This is a genomic window from Pseudomonas neuropathica (genome assembly GCF_051174785.1).
In the GTDB taxonomy this organism is placed as follows: domain Bacteria; phylum Pseudomonadota; class Gammaproteobacteria; order Pseudomonadales; family Pseudomonadaceae; genus Aquipseudomonas; species Aquipseudomonas neuropathica_A.
Genome location: NZ_CP195111.1, coordinates 1279158 through 1294035 on the forward strand (window position 1 = coordinate 1279158; position 14878 = coordinate 1294035).

Below are 14878 nucleotides of genomic sequence, written 5' to 3' on the forward strand. Positions count from 1 at the left end.
CGCGTTTACTCCGTGATCTTCTCGAAATTCCGATAAAACATATCCCCTTCCCGGCTATCGGTCATCGAGTGCAGTTGGTAGCTGCGGCTGAGTCGCGCACCACCGTCACGGGTCAACGGGGCCCAGACCAGGTTGGCGCGGCGCATGGTCGACATGCTCATCATTTCGTCGAACGGGATCGACAGGTAGATGCCTTTGTCGAAACTACCTTCGCCGTACTCCGCGCTACCCGCCGTGGTGATCGTCGCCCACGCGCCAAAGCGCACACCATTGAAAAACTCGCGCGAGATGTCCAGCGTGCCGCCCCAATCCCCGGCGAGATAACGCCCGACGCTAACCGCCGCCAACGTATCGAACGGCAAATCCGTATAAGCCGTGACATGCCCTGTCACTACCGAGTAATCACGCAAGGCAAAGCCTTGATCGAAATCACGCTGACGCACCCAGTTCAGATCCGCACCCACCGACCAGCGCTCGCCGGTCGGGCGGAACAGCACTTCACCGCCGACACCGGCAAACATCGACTCCAGATAACCGCCATACACCATGCCGTACCAGTCTTTATCCAATTGCTCGGCATGACTCACCTGGAACAACGGCATGGTCGTGTTGGACGTGGTCAGGTACTGACGCAAATCCGTGCGCACGCGCGGCAAACCGCTCGGCGCGTCGTAGGTGAACTTGTCGAAGTTGTTAGCCAGGTTGGCACTGAGCAACCCGCTCCACCAGGTGTTGCGATTGAAACGGTATTCAGCGTCGGCATCGGCGCTCAATTGATAGAGCAAGCCATCCGGACCACCAACGTTCTGCTTGAAGCCCAGCCCCACGCCATAACTGAAATGCTGCGGTGCTTCGCTGTAGAGGGTCTTCTCGTTGTGCGGCATCGCCGGGTTGATCTCGGTGGTGCGGTGCAGCGACTCAAGTGGCTCTTCGTTGTTGATCACTTCGCGGAACGTCTGGCGCGGCAAACTGGTTTCTTCCAGTGGCAAGTCGTAGCGCTTATTGACCACGGTGAACCAGTCGATGTCGTCGTTAACGCTGTTGTCGAGAATTCGGCTCGCCCGCCCGACAGCCTTGGACGAATGAAAGTAACGCTGCTGCTCGCCATACACGATCAGCTCGGAATCACGCTGGGTGATGCGCTCGACTTTGTAGCCGGCATTCTGCTGCAGACGCTGCGAGACGTTGGCCCAGTTGACCTGTTCCATCGCCGTGGTCGGTGCCTTCGCCGGCAGCGGTTCCGGGGTCGGATCGTAAGTTTTCGCCGGTGCCTTGCGGCTGACGAAATTGGTGTGAAAGGTCACGCCGAACATCGCCGTATTACCGCGCTCCCACGCCGCGCTGACATCGACCGAATCGGTGACTTTGAACACCGCGCCGAGGTTGATCGGCGAGTCCTGTTTGATCTCGTTGTCCTTCGGCTCGTGCTTGTAGTCGTTGCCTTCGAATTCGAGTTTCAGGCTGAGGCGATCCCACGGCGTCTGGTAACTCACGCCACCGAAGAACGACGGCCGGCCACGAAAGTACGAACCCGAGTTGACGTCACCGGTGCCTTCGAGGGCCGGACGGGTATCGAAGCGATCGCTGACGTAGCCCAACGGGTTGTCGATATCGCCGCGATTACCGAGATAACCCCAGGCAATTCCGGCGCTGAAATCGAAGTTGTCGTAGCGCTTGTTAGCGACGAAAAATTCACTGGAGAACAAACCGGTACCACCGATATCTCGGAAGCCCAGCGCCACGTCGGGCAACCAGTGACTTTCCTGCCACAGCCGGACTTTGACGTCGACCGCCTTGTCCTTATAGCTTTGACTACCGCTGAGGGCCTCCGAGCCGTACGGCCGGTTGGTGATCGCGGTGTAGCGAAACGAGCCTTCAAGCCAGTCCAGCGGCTGCAGCGAAACGCTGTAGCGACTGTACGGATCGGTGCGGTTGGCGTTGACGCTCAACTCGCCGGCCGGGGCCATGCGCGCGGTCGGCGTCTGCAACAGACCGGTGCCACCGAAATCATTCTGGGTAATGCGCGGCTCGGCATGGGCCAGACCGCAGGGCAATAACAACACAGCTGCAAAACGTAACTTCAACGAACCACCTCGGCCAGCTGCGTGGCAATGAATTCGGCCAACTGCTGATTCAGTTCAGGAAGAGGCGGATCAAGATCATCATTTTTCACCGGCACCAGAATCTTGCTGCCGGCCACGGGAAAGTGCCCGCTCTCGCGATTCCAGTGGGCGATGCCGACACGTTGCGAAGCGCCGTTGGGCTGGATCAGCCACAGGTAATCGGCTTCGGCATCGGCCAGAATCGAACAGCCTTGCAGGTATTCACGCGCCTCCTGCAACGGCTGATACGGCAAGTGGCACGGCTCGGCGACCGCACCGAGCACTTGCACTTCATCGACGCGCTTCGGATAAACCAAACGATCGCCGTCATCGAGACGAATGTTGCGCGCGAAGCCGACTTCCAACGCGACCGGATCGAGATCGGCGATCTGCCGTCCCGTCACCGGCATCTGCCGCACTTGTTCGGCAATGCGCTGCGCCAGTGCCGCACGACTCGGCCGGTCGAACAGCATCGACATGCGTTGCAGCACATCCAGATCGAACAGCACGCCAACCTTCAGCCGTGTCTGCTCCTCAATCAGCGACTGCCGCAGCAATCCGCCCGCCAGCCAATAACCTTCGGCATTCGGCACGGCTTCGCTGATCACATCGAGCAAGCGTCCGCCCGGTGGCAACGGGACCGGCCCGGGATTGGCGACATCGCCCGACACCGTGACGGCCGCCTGACTCACACTCGCGACCAGCAACAAGCTCGCCGACAACATTTTCAGGCGCATCACGGCAGGTGCCTGCGATCTGGTGTCAGTTGCACAACCTTGACGCGCAACTGCGACGTCAGTTGCTGCTCGCTCTGCAAGATGAAACCGTCACGCGGGTCGACCCAGTAACGATTGGTCGCGCTCAGGCCGATGGCCGGGGCGTCAATCTGTTCATCGACACGCAGCACGGTGTATTCCTTGTCGAGAATCTGCAGGGTCTGTTCGGAGTGGCGCGAGAAGCGGCTGTTGACGATCACCCCGACTTCCTGCCCCTTGTAGAGGTCGATCCAGCGCCGCGTGGTGAAACCGTCCGCGACGTGATGCAGGCCTTGTTTGAACGGCGCGTCATCGGCCAGCCGCGTGCCATCGAGATCGCCTTCCAGGCCCAGGCCAATAGTGCGCACAGCGAGGCCATTGCGCAGTAGCAGCACCTGTTTACCGGAGGCGACCCAGAACTGCAGGTCTTCGCGCTCGCGCACCAGCGCCAGCACCCCGGAGCCGGAAGGCGTGGTCAGTTTCAGTTGCGGGTAGTTGACCCCGGCCACTTCAGCCGCCGACACGTCCACTTCATCCGGGCCGACGACCGCGGCCTTGAGGTTGTTCAACGAAGCGCTCATCAACGGGTTACAGCCGCACAGCAACGAGGCCGCCATCAGGCACAGGCCAACTTTCAAAATGTTCAAAGTCGGCGGCCTTATTTGCTGTTGTTACTGTATTCGCTCCAGTTCTTCGCAGCGGAAGCCCCGGTGCCGACAATCGATGCCGACGGCACCAATTGGCTGATCAGACGGTTCCAGCGAGTCACGTTGGCAGGCCCGACATACACCACGTCCTGCGGGCGGACTTCGAAGTGCGAAGCGAGCGCCATGGCGGTCGGCGACTCGGCTTCCAACTGGTAGATCTTGGCTGGTTCGACATCAAGGTTTTCCACGCCACGAATGACATAGACCGCGTTGCCATTGGAGGTGGTCTGGGCCAGGCCACCGACCGAACCAAGCACGTCGGTGAGGTTCATCGTCGCGGTCTTGAAACTCAGCGCACGCGGTTGGTTGACCTCGCCCATCACGTAGATGCGCTTGTTGTCGTTGTACGGCAGATACAGCTGATCACCGCCCTTGAGGTAGACGTTCTGCAACTCGGAGTCCTGCTGATTGAGCGAGTCGAGATTGAGCGGATAAGTGCGCCCCTTGCGCGTCAGCAACAGCCCGGACAGATCGGCGTTGTTGGTATCGATGCCGGCCGAGCCGAGGGCTTCGACCACGCTCAGCGGATTGGTGGAAATCGCTTGCGGGCCGGCCTTGGTTACCGCGCCGGTCACCACGACTTTCTGGCTGGCGAAACGCAACACCGCGACATCCACCTGCGGCTCGGCAATGAATGCCGACAGCCGCTGTTCAATGTCAGAGCGCAGTTGCTGGATGGTCCGGCCGGTGGCCTGGACTTCCTTGATGAACGGGTAGTAGAGCGTGCCGTCGGAACGCACCAGTCGGCCGTTGGCATCGATCTGTTGCTGCGCGCCGGAGGGGGCCGTCAGCTCAGGGTGATCCCACACGGTGATGTACAGAACATCGTTGTTGCCGATGCGGTATTCGGCCGGGGTCGCCAACAGTTCCGGCGGCAGCGACTCACGCTTTTGCGTGGCGCGGTTCATGGCGATCAGCTTGGGCGTGATCGGAATCAGCTCGACCCGGCTGCTTTCGCTGGCACCCTGACGGGTGATGTCACTGGTGCTGAGGTATTGACCGGGGGAAAACATGCAACCTTGCAAAGCGAGACTTGCCAACATTAAAAGATAAACACTACGAGTCATAATGGCACTACGCTATTCAAGGGCGAATCCAAAAACAAAGTCACCCGACTTGCGTCGGGCGACCTTGTACTGCACTAACAGAACTTCCTGTTAGTTATGCGTGCCGGTTGTACCGGTGGTACCCGTCGTACCGGTGGTACCGCCGTTGGCACTGCCACCGCTGTTAGACGCCGCTACAGCACTGGCAACCATTGCAGTACTGGCTGCGGGCGCTTGAGAAGCCGCCACGTTGCCACCTACATTGGTTACCGCTGTCAGCGGTGCTTCAGCGGCGGCAGCCCAGTTGCTCAACATCGTCAACAGGGCAACTGCCATCACTTTTTTCATATCAACTCCTTTCTAACATTCGACCTGTTATAAAACTGGCCTGAGTTAGCGGTGGTGAGTTCAAGTCCGCAAAAAGCGCGAACAAGATCCGTTGTTCTTTCACAGTCTTACCCAACTGATAAAAGTCGAACGGCAGGTTTATATCTACGGACTTGCAAAAGGCATTGCCAGTGTAATTTCCCGACGTTATCTAACAACCTGACTGAAAATAACATTGGACTAAATGGCCATCATCGCGAGTAGCCTTGTGGATGATTCGATTGCCAGCGCCAAGTATCAGTGACCATGTCCTGCAAGTTGCGCGTGGCTTTCCAGCCAAGTTCCTTCGCAGCCTTGGAAGCGTCGGCCCAGCTCTCGGCGATATCCCCGGAACGGCGCGGCATCATGCGATATGGCACCGGTTGCCCGCAGGCCTGCTCGAAGGCGTGGAGCACCTGCAGCACGCTATAGCCGTCGCCGGTGCCGAGGTTCCAGGTATGAATGCCAGTGCGCTCGGAGATCGACTGCAAGGCCTTCAAGTGGCCGTCCGCCAGATCGACGACGTGGATGTAATCGCGCACGCCGGTGCCATCCACCGTCGGGTAATCGTTACCGAAGATCGACAACTCTTGCAGGCTGCCGACCGCCACCTGACTGATGTAAGGCACCAGATTATTCGGGATGCCGTTGGGGTCTTCGCCCATATGCCCGCTGGCGTGGGCGCCAATCGGGTTGAAGTAGCGCAGCAAGGCGATGCTCCAGCGCGACTCGGCCTGGCTCAGGTCGCGCAGGACGTTCTCGACGATCAGCTTGGACTGGCCGTAAGGATTGGTCGGATTACCGGTGGGGAAATCTTCGCGAATCGGCATCTGCTCGGGCTCGCCATACACCGTGGCCGACGAACTGAACACCAGCCGGAACACCCCCGCCGCCGCCATCGCCTGGCACAGGTTGATGCTGCCGCTGACGTTGGTCTCGTAATACTCGAGCGGCTTGCGCACGCTCTCGCCCACTGCCTTCAGGCCGGCAAAATGCAGCACCGCTTCGATGTTGTGCTCGCGGAAAATCCGGTCGAGCAATGCCCGGTCACAGACATCGCCGCGGATCATCCAGGCACTCTTGCCGCAAATGCCCTCAACGGCGTGCAACGATGCTTCGCTGCTGTTACAAAGATTATCCAGTACGACAACTTCATAACCTGCTTCAAGCAATGCAAGTGTGGTATGCGAGCCGATATAGCCGGCACCACCCGTTACCAGAATCTTCATAGTGCTATCCGTCTTTGGATGAGTGACAAGTAGCGTGTCAAGCCTGTTTTATTGAAGATGTGTCACAATCCACACAAACAGGCGACAACAACCGAAAACAAAACTAGTTCAATGACTGGCAATAAATATTTTTGCAGGTCACACTGTATTGCTTGGTACTTATTAGCACTCCCTGTGCACTCATCACTATCAACAGATACCGACTAAAAATAACTAATAACGCACTTACCGACATCTCATAACATTGTCGTATTTTACCGCCACTGGCATTTGCCATTAATAACCTGACTCAGGTATTAAAGTAAGCCTTCAATCCAACATTGAACTTGCACGCCCTTTATTAGTGCGCGCATCTGTCGCCTGTGTTCCATGACTGTCCAGGATACTTTTATGATTCGTAAATGTTTGTTCCCCGCTGCCGGCTATGGCACGCGCTTCTTGCCGGCCACCAAAGCCATGCCGAAAGAGATGCTGCCGATCGTCAACAAGCCGTTGATCGAATACGCCGTTGAAGAAGCGCGGGACGCCGGTCTGCAACACATGGCCATCGTCACCGGTCGCGGCAAGCGTGCGCTGGAAGACCATTTCGACATCAGCTACGAACTCGAACACCAGATCCGTGGTACCGAGAAAGAGAAGTTTCTCGCCGGCACCCGCGAGCTGATCGACACCTGCACCTTCTCCTACACCCGTCAGGTGGAAATGAAGGGCCTGGGCCACGCGATTCTCAGCGGTCGTCCACTGATCGGCGACGAGCCGTTCGCCGTGGTACTGGCCGATGACCTGTGCCTGAACCTCGAAGGTGACGGCGTGCTCACCCAGATGATTGAGCTGTACAAGAAATTCCGCTGCTCGATCGTCGCCATCCAGGAAGTCCCGGCCGACCAGACCCACAAGTACGGGGTGATTGCCGGCGAGCTGATGTCCGACGGCATCTACCGCGTCAACAACATGGTGGAAAAACCGGCCCCGCAAGATGCGCCGTCGAACCTGGCGATCATCGGTCGCTACATCCTCACCCCGGACATCTTCGACCTGATCGCCGACACCCAACCGGGCAAGGGCGGCGAGATCCAGATCACCGACGCGCTGATGAAACAGGCACAGAACGGTTGCGTATTGGCCTACAAATTCAAAGGTCTGCGCTTTGACTGCGGTGACGCCGAGGGCTATTTGCAGGCGACCAATTTCTGCTACGAAAACGTTTACCTCAAGGGCCGCTGAGACGGCTCCCTTCACCCAACGAGGCCACCATGAACATTGCACAACATTCCGTAGAGATTGAACGCGAGGTGGGTAACCTCAGGGTGATGAGCTGGCTGTCCCGCCATCAACCGTTGCCCAGCGCCAACGAAACCTGGCTGGGCACGATTCTGCTGGTGGAGCGGATTGGCGTATTTCCCGCGTCCGGTGATATCCGCCGGCCGCTGCGCGATCCCTATCCGCTACTCGCGCATTTGAAAAAACTGTATGGCGAGCAGGCGCTGGAAATGGATGACCGTGATGGTCTGAAAGTGATCTTCAGCGACTGGCGGTTCCGGGTGCGGATTTGCTGTAACGACCCGGCGATCATCATCAACGTGGAAACCCGTTGTGATACGCGGTTGATGCCGCAGAAGATTGCGGAGTTGCTCGAACAAGTCGACGCCTTCGAAGAGGCTTGATCGTTCCCACGCTCTGCGTGGGAATGCATCCAGCGACGCTCTGCGTCACCCAGCGAAAAGACGCGGAGCGTCCCGGGCGGCATTCCCACGCGGAGCGTGGGAACGATCACCGCTCAGAGGTTTGCGTATCAATTTGGGGCGGCGTCGCAACGATCCTTGGCGCCCATGATCCAGCCATAAAAGTAATCGGCAATCACCTTCCCGCCCGTGGCCGGCACCGGGTGAATCTTGTCCGGGCCGATCATCGCCGCCGCGTAGCGTTTGACGTCCGGTCCGAACGCGCACTGAAGATTGGCGTACCCCAGATGCTGCTCACGCGCCCACGGTTCAAGCACCTGCGCGTACGCCGACATCGGATACGCACTGGAGCGCGTGGTGTCCTGACGCATGATCAGGTTGATGCTCGCCTGCGGTTGAATCTCGCGCAGCATGCCCACCAGCCCCTGAACGTTCTGCAGATACTGCGCAGGCTTCACGCCAAACCCCTGATCGTTACCGCCGAGCATGATCAGGTAAACGTCAGCGGGGATCTTCGACACGGCAGCTTTCCACTGCACTTGCCATTGCGGGTCCTTGTGATAGAAGTCCGCAGACGCCGCACCAGAGGCCGCCAGTTTCGAGACGCGAACGCCGTTCTGTTCGTTGCTCATCCACAGGCCGAACAACGTCGGCGCGCCCTTCACCACTTCCAGTTTGAAGGACCAGTCTTTCGCTGCAGACAGGCCTGCCAATGGCACTTCCTGAACCCCGGCGCCTGTCAGCGTCATCGGCCGCCAATCTTCTGAAGGTGACCAGCGGTAACGGATCTCAGAGGATTGGCCAGTGCCGAGGTAAAGCAGTTTCGCCTGCGTGACAGCGGTATCGATACGCGGCGTCGGACTCGCATCCACTTGCAACCATGCACCGGGCCGGCCTGTCACCGTGCGGCTGTCCGGACTCGCCTGCCCCAGGTCTGAAACCTTCCAATCGCCGCCAAAGTACTTGTCACTGCTGCGGGTGTATTTGAAATGCGTGCCGCCCAGCGCCGCACCGTGGTTGAAACCGACATAACCCGGCCCGGCAAAGCCCACCTCTCCGGCCACGCGCTGCACCAGTTTGTTCAGGTAGAAATCCTGCCCGGCGCTGTAGCTGTCGCCGATCACCGAGACCGACAGCACCTTACCGGCCTTGCCTTCACGCCACTGCGCAAAACGCTCGCGGGCATCGCCTACCTGAACCACCGACGCTGCGACGGGTTGCGCGTCATCTACTGCCAACATGCAAAATTTTCCTTCAGTCTGAAATGGCCCCTTCGCGAGCAGGCTCGCTCCCACAGGGATTGTGGTCATCCACAGGGATGCTATGACTTGCAGAGATCCACTGTGGGAGCGAGCCTGCTCGCGAAGCTTTTAGCTGCTTTGGGGTTGGACCACAGGCGCAATGGGCGCCGCCGCTTTCTTCTTCGCCGCCCGCTCCCCAAGAAACAACACAGAGGTGAAATTGAACCGGCTGAAAATCATCGACAACACCACCGGCCCGAGCAAGCCACAACTCAAACCACCGAGCACCAGCAGGCTCTCATCCTTCACCCCCAAGCGCCCCAGCACAAACCGCGACGTCGCCGCAAACAACACATGGAACAGGAAGATCGCATAGGAATAACCACCGAGCCAGGTCAGCGCCTTCGAGCGCATATCACTCGACAGCAAGGCGATGCACGACACGCAACCCACGGTCAGACCAATCAAACTGCGACGATCAACAATCAATTCACGATCAATCGCCGCGACGTACAGCAACGTCAGCGAGATCAACACAAACACCAGCGGCCCGATCACCTTCAAGCGTTGTTTCAACGCGTCGACATTCTCCTGGCCAATCATCCCGGCGACAAAAAACGGCAACAGATAAATCGCGCCGTTAATCCCGAATGCATCGAACTTGAACGGCGGCAACAAAAACAACAGCGCCGCAAACGCAAACAGCCCATACAACCGCGTTGCCGAGCGCAGCATCCCGCGCCACTCCAGCAAGCCGACGAACATGAAAATGATGAACACCGCCTGCAGGAACCAGAAGTGGTTGATCGGCACCCAGAACGACAACAACGCATCGATCACGCCAACGTCCTTGTTCACCCCCGGCCCCACCGCTTGCAATACCGAAAACGGCACCCCCACGCAAAACAGCGGCACGATCAAGCGCCGCACCTTGCCGCTGAAGAACGTGGAAAAGTCATTGCCGCGAATTTTGTAGATGGAATAGATGTACCCGGAAATAAAGGTGAACAGCGGCATGCGCACGTACACCATCGAGTCGGCGATCACCCGGAACGGCGAGCCGATATCGATTTTCAAGCCACCGCCCAGCGGCCCGATGACGTGATAGAGCACCAGCAACAGGCACGCCAGCCCGCGCAGGGTTTCAATCTCCAGGGACTTTTTCTTGCTCGACATAAAGCACCTGCCTCAATTCAGAATTCGTGATTCGACCTGCACCGGTTTGTTCGCCCGCAGCATCAAGCCCAGACCAACGAACAACACCGGCACCACCATCGAGAAGTGCCGGGCGAAGGAGCCGAAGTCCGGCTCGAACAGGCCTTGCACCAGCAGAAACGCCAGCGGGATCGCGATCAGTTCCTTGGGTTTGGTCTGGATCGGCGCGCCTTTGTAATCGGTCGAGGTGATGACTTTGAACAGCAGCAACGCGGTCATGATCATCAACGCGACGAAGATCACCTGCCCCGGCCCTGAGAGCAGAATCAGCTCCACCGGGAACGACAAGCGGAAGAAGATGATCATCGAGTCCAGCGCCTGCGAAACAAAATCGCTGCCGCTGAGCCACGACACGATCAACGATTTGGAACCCTCCTCGCCCGCCGTGCGCAGTTCGTTGTTGCTGGCGCGAATCGATGACACCGGAAAGCCCAGGGCGATCTGGATCGACATCGCTACCGCGAGGTAAAACAGGAACAGCATCAGAAAGAAGGTCGTACGCGACACGTACTTTTTCATCACGCAGACGCCGACCCACGACAGCGAAAACAGAATCCAGTAAGGCCGGATCAGCACGCCGTAGATCACCGCCGAGAGAAAGAAACCGCCGCGATATTTGCGCGTCAGCGAGCTGAGCAGAATGCTCAACACCGCCACCGACACAATGATTTCCTTGGTCAGGTTCTCGAGGAAAAACGAACGCACGATGCCCCACAAACACAGGGTGCCGAAGATCGCCAACGGCATGCGCCGAAACACCACCACCGGTATCGCCGTGAGGAAAAAATTGCAGAACATGCCATAGGCCCAGGCATTGGTCAGGTTGATCCCGGTGGGCCGTAGCAGGAATGCCGAACATTCGTAGGACGAGCGATCGGGCGAGAACGGGTTCCAGAAATTACAGTTGTCGGCACGCGCGTAGGACGACCACAAGGTCATCGCATCCGGCCCCGGATCACGCGGGATCAGCAGCGGCATGGCCACCGAAAGAAACAGGCCGGTGAAGAGGATCAGGAACGAGACATACGAATCGAGTCGCTTGCCACGAAACTCGATGCACGGCAGTTTCAGGCCCATGACAATGCGGCCTTTTTCGCCTGGGTCGCACGGGTCAGCACAGCAATCACCACAAGCTGCACGATGATCGCGAAGACATTGCCCCATGCCGCACCGTAAATCGAATAATGCTTGATCAGCAGATAGCTGACCGGCACTGACACCAGCAAGCAAATCGCCGCGCTGGCCAGTGATACGCGACTGTTTTTCGAGGCAATCAAACCACCCCAGACAATGTCGCCAATCGCACGCAAGGCGAAGGAAAAAATCAGCACGCCGAGGATCGCATTGTCCGGACGCGGCACGCTGGTGGCGACGTAATCGAGCACCACGTTGAAAAACACATAGATCGCCACTGCCACCGCCGCCGACACCACCAGCGAGCGCATCACCCACTTGTTGATGAACAACTGCTTGACCGTGAACGCCTGCTGATCAGCCTGAAAACGCTTGGCCAGCAGCGGAATCCCGACCACCGCCACCACCGCATACGACAATGCCTGCAAAGTGTTCGCCGCCGACCACGCATACACGTATTTACCGAGGCTGGCGTAGGGCTCCAGGTCGATGATCAGAAAGCGTTCGGCGTACTGACTCAGGGCGATCAGCCCGGTGCCGAGGTAGAACGGCAAACCGGCCTTCCACACCGTGGCCGTGGCCAACGTGCCGGCGACGCGTCCCTTGTGCACGTTCACCACGATCAGGTAACCGGCGATGATCACCAGCACGTTGGCGGCGACCCACAGCCACAACACACTGGCGATTCCCGCGACCCAACCGAGCATCATCCCGCCTACCGCCAACACCGCCCACAGGCCGGTCTTGATAAAGAACAGCAATGCGCCCGCCGTGGCTTTCTGCGCGGAAAACACGAACGAGTTGATCTCGAACGACAGGTGTTCAGTGAGCAACACCAGCGTCACGCAGAGAATCAGCGCGGCGGTCGCTTCGACTGTCTGGAACAGTGAATAAATCAGCACCGTCACCACCGACAGCACCAGCCCCACCGCCAGATACAGCAGCAGAACCTTGTCGACCACGCGGCGCGAACTGCCGCCGACGCTGATCAAGCGATTGATCTCGGAACTGAAACCGACGCTGTAGAACTTCGACGCAATCAGCGACGCTGCGACCACCACGCCGTAAAAGCCCAGCGCCTCATACCCGAGGTAATGGGTGATCGCCAACACCAGCAAAAACTTCGCGCCCAATGCTCCGCCGCGAAGCAGCAGCCGAAATATCATCGAACGACACCTTTGATAATCTCGTCCATGGCCACGGTTTTCGCTTCGATTTCACGGCAGGTGTCGGTCAGGCGTTTGCCGAAATTCGACAACGCATTCGGCGCGTAAACCGTGTCGATGATGGTGTCGACATTGATGTCGCCGCCGTTGATCACCCAGTCCTCGACACCCATGTCCTGATAGGCGCCGAAGCCTTTGCGTTCGTAGCTGATGTGATACGCCGGCACGCCGGAGAGCAGCGACTCGATAGCGCCGTGCAAGCGCACGGAAATCACCAGGTCCGGTTGGTATTTGGCAATCGTTGCCTTCAGCGACAACAGGTCTTCAGTGATGCCCAGCTCGCGATAAAACGCGCCGTCATCGTTGCCACGCACGGCGCTCTGTACGGCGCAGACCACTTTGCTTTTGTTCTTCAAACGCTGCAGCAGCAACTTCAGATTAGCCACGTAAGCGACTTTCTTTTCCTTGCTCCACTCCGGCGGCTTGCGCAGTACCACGCACACCGTAGCTGGCGACGACGCGCAGCGGGTGAACTTAGCTTGCTGGAGGATTTTGCTCGCCAGCGACTGCACCGCAAGATCCGGCGCGCGGTAGACGTTGGCGCAGGCATCGAAAATCGCCGAAGAGCGATTGTCGCGCACGAACACCGCATCGGCGCTGGCGTAGTGCTCGACAATCTTGCTGCTCTCGCCGTGAAACGGGCCGATGCTTTGCGGCAGGTACACCGAGGGCACTTTGCTGAGGATCGCGGTTTCCAGTTGCTTGGCGTGGCCGAGCTTTAACTTGATGTGCTCGAAAGCACTTTTGGAACGCATGTAGCCGCCGCCAACGCCGACAATCAGGTCGGTTTTCTTCAGCAGATCCGCCAGCCCCGCGTAGGACTGATTAAGGAACACCGCTTGTTTGACCCGGCCAAGCCCTTTGGCCGCCATTACCGGCGCGTCGAAACGCGGGTGCGGCAAGTAGCTGAAGGAGTCCGGATCGGACGCAACAACACTGATCGCCGTGTCTTCGCCAAAGTTGCGCTGCACCAGCGCGATGGCCAGATCGACGAGCAAGCCGTCACCGGAGTTGGAGGCGCTGTAGCCATGCAAAATCGTTACGTTCATATGCTTGAGTTCTACTTAGAAAGTGGGAGCGCGATACAAGTCGTAGGTCTGACGAATCATCAACGCGGCGCTGAAACGCTCGCGGACGATGCTCCGACCTTCGTTGCCGAGGTCGAGCAGGCGCGGTTTCTGGATGATCGTCAGCACGTCGGTCAATGCCTGGTGATCACCGGACGGGAAGACATAACCGGAGACTTCATTGGTGACCAGTTCCGGCAGCGAGGTGCAATTGCTGGCGATCACCGGCAAGCCCATGGCCATGCCTTCCAGCGGCACCATGGCGAAACCTTCCCAGCGACTCGGCACAATCAACGCATCGGCTTTCTGGTACAGCGCCTGCACCTCGCTCGGCGTGACCCATGGCAAATATTCCACGGCGTCCATCGGTGGGCACTCCACCGAGTCCTCGTTCACCGCGCTGCCGACCACGGTCAGTTTCAAGTCTTTGCGCTGCACGTTGGCGAAGGCCTTGAGCAGCACGTCGAAGCCTTTCTGATAATCGAGGCGACCGACGAAGAGCAGATGAATCGGCTCGGGACTCGCCGCTTTCGGCGCGTCATCCTTGCGGTGAATGCCGTTGTAGATCAGCTTCATGCGCTTGCGCTCGATGCCGAAGCGCGCGGCTTTATCGAGTTCGTACTGGCTGACGCAGATGATCACGTCAGTGACTTTCTGCAATACTCGCTCGATCCACGCATAGACTTTCTGCTTGGTCGGCGAGCTTTCCATCAGGAACGAAAACGCGTGTGGGCAGTAGACGATTTTCGGCTTGCGCCACGGTCGCAGCAGCACACACACACAACGACCGATCACCCCGGAAAAGGTGCTGTGCAAATGCACCACGTCGGGTTTTTCCTTGAGCATCACCTGGGTCAGGCGCCAGGCGAAACGCAGCAACGACGGCACATTGCGCCCGGTGCGGGGAAAGGTGCGGATCTGTTGCGCGCCGATGCCGTGCAGTTCTTTGGCCTGATCATCCGGCACCAGATACACCAGCTCGTAGTTCGCCGCATCGCCTTCAGGCGAAGCCGAAATCGTCCGGATCACCGTCGCGACGCCACCTTTGATCGTCTCTGCCACGTGCAGTATTTTCTTCACAAATCACCCACTTCAAACAGGAAAAAAC

14 protein-coding genes are annotated in these 14878 nt (G+C 58.5%); 2 read left to right on the forward strand and 12 right to left on the reverse strand.

Annotated features, from left to right (window positions below):
* Positions 1-5: 5 nt before the first annotated feature.
* The 6 genes from ACRRSD_RS05785 to galE all read right to left on the reverse strand — a co-directional run bounded on the left by ACRRSD_RS05785 (position 6) and on the right by galE (position 6205).
* A complete protein-coding gene (locus ACRRSD_RS05785) occupies positions 6-2084 on the reverse strand; it encodes a YjbH domain-containing protein (protein WP_435037466.1) in 2079 nt (692 codons plus the stop codon).
* On the reverse strand, positions 2081-2839 hold the full coding sequence (locus ACRRSD_RS05790) for a capsule biosynthesis GfcC family protein (protein WP_435038475.1): 759 nt from the start codon (positions 2837-2839) through the stop codon (positions 2081-2083). Before ACRRSD_RS05790 ends, ACRRSD_RS05785 begins: the two co-directional genes overlap by 4 nt.
* The gene (locus ACRRSD_RS05795) at positions 2839-3504 is read right to left on the reverse strand and encodes a YjbF family lipoprotein (protein WP_435037467.1); all 666 of its coding nucleotides are present in this window, start codon (positions 3502-3504) and stop codon (positions 2839-2841) included. The genes ACRRSD_RS05790 and ACRRSD_RS05795 overlap by 1 nt, the downstream gene beginning before the upstream one ends.
* A gap of 11 nt (positions 3505-3515) precedes the next feature.
* Complete coding sequence (locus tag ACRRSD_RS05800) at positions 3516-4577, reverse strand: polysaccharide biosynthesis/export family protein (RefSeq protein ID WP_052178248.1); 1062 nt, start codon at positions 4575-4577, stop codon at positions 3516-3518.
* Positions 4578-4721: 144 nt separating this feature from the next.
* The gene (locus tag ACRRSD_RS05805; RefSeq protein WP_007910552.1) at positions 4722-4958 is read right to left on the reverse strand and encodes a hypothetical protein; all 237 of its coding nucleotides are present in this window, start codon (positions 4956-4958) and stop codon (positions 4722-4724) included.
* A 230-nt stretch (positions 4959-5188) separates the two neighbouring features.
* Entirely contained in the window at positions 5189-6205 is a 1017-nt protein-coding gene (gene galE / locus ACRRSD_RS05810) for a UDP-glucose 4-epimerase GalE (protein WP_435037468.1), read from the reverse strand.
* Between the two features lie 390 nt (positions 6206-6595).
* Between galE and galU the strand changes: the two genes are divergently transcribed.
* Together galU and ACRRSD_RS05820 are read left to right on the forward strand one after the other, a co-directional pair.
* The gene (gene galU / locus ACRRSD_RS05815; RefSeq protein ID WP_007910549.1) at positions 6596-7429 is read left to right on the forward strand and encodes a UTP--glucose-1-phosphate uridylyltransferase GalU; all 834 of its coding nucleotides are present in this window, start codon (positions 6596-6598) and stop codon (positions 7427-7429) included.
* A 29-nt stretch (positions 7430-7458) separates the two neighbouring features.
* On the forward strand, positions 7459-7869 hold the full coding sequence (locus tag ACRRSD_RS05820; RefSeq protein WP_435037469.1) for a mannose-1-phosphate guanylyltransferase: 411 nt from the start codon (positions 7459-7461) through the stop codon (positions 7867-7869).
* A gap of 128 nt (positions 7870-7997) precedes the next feature.
* Here ACRRSD_RS05820 and ACRRSD_RS05825 read toward each other — a convergent pair whose 3' ends face one another.
* From ACRRSD_RS05825 to ACRRSD_RS05850, 6 genes are all read right to left on the reverse strand, one after another.
* A complete protein-coding gene (locus tag ACRRSD_RS05825) occupies positions 7998-9128 on the reverse strand; it encodes a GDSL-type esterase/lipase family protein (protein WP_435037470.1) in 1131 nt (376 codons plus the stop codon).
* Positions 9129-9257: 129 nt separating this feature from the next.
* Positions 9258-10304: an acyltransferase family protein gene (locus tag ACRRSD_RS05830; protein WP_435037471.1), complete on the reverse strand. Its 1047-nt coding sequence runs from the start codon at positions 10302-10304 to the stop codon at positions 9258-9260.
* 12 nt (positions 10305-10316) lie between these two features.
* Positions 10317-11420, reverse strand: a complete 1104-nt coding sequence (locus tag ACRRSD_RS05835) for a hypothetical protein (RefSeq protein ID WP_007910541.1) — start codon at positions 11418-11420, stop codon at positions 10317-10319.
* A complete protein-coding gene (locus tag ACRRSD_RS05840) occupies positions 11411-12643 on the reverse strand; it encodes a phosphoribosylaminoimidazole carboxylase (RefSeq protein ID WP_435037472.1) in 1233 nt (410 codons plus the stop codon). Before ACRRSD_RS05840 ends, ACRRSD_RS05835 begins: the two co-directional genes overlap by 10 nt.
* A complete protein-coding gene (locus tag ACRRSD_RS05845) occupies positions 12640-13752 on the reverse strand; it encodes a polysaccharide pyruvyl transferase family protein (RefSeq protein WP_034156412.1) in 1113 nt (370 codons plus the stop codon). The genes ACRRSD_RS05840 and ACRRSD_RS05845 overlap by 4 nt, the downstream gene beginning before the upstream one ends.
* Positions 13753-13767: 15 nt before the next feature.
* A complete protein-coding gene (locus tag ACRRSD_RS05850; RefSeq protein ID WP_435037473.1) occupies positions 13768-14850 on the reverse strand; it encodes a glycosyltransferase in 1083 nt (360 codons plus the stop codon).
* Positions 14851-14878: the final 28 nt, after the last annotated feature.